Genomic DNA, 234 nt, shown 5'->3' on the forward strand with positions numbered 1-234 from the left:
GCGCCATCAGGCTGTCGCCACCGGAGGCCAGCAGGCGCAGCCAGGCGTACTGCAGGGCGTTGGTGTCCTGGAACTCGTCCACCAGAAGGTGGCGGTAGCGGCGCTGGTAATGCTTGAGCAGGTCCGGGTGGTCGCGCCACAGGTCGAGGGAGCGCAGCAGCAGCTCGGAGAAGTCGATGACCCCGGCGCGGGCGCAAGCCTGTTCATAGGCGACATAGATGTCGCGCAGGGTGG

At 67.5% G+C, this 234-nt stretch carries 1 protein-coding gene; it reads right to left on the reverse strand.

The window, feature by feature from the left end; all coding sequences use genetic code 11:
* Positions 1–234, reverse strand: a 234-nt coding sequence (locus OH705_RS28805) for a UvrD-helicase domain-containing protein (protein WP_267303646.1), incomplete at both ends; no start/stop codon positions are given.

Source organism: Pseudomonas sp. BJa3 (assembly GCF_026343815.1).
GTDB lineage: Bacteria > Pseudomonadota > Gammaproteobacteria > Pseudomonadales > Pseudomonadaceae > Aquipseudomonas > Aquipseudomonas soli.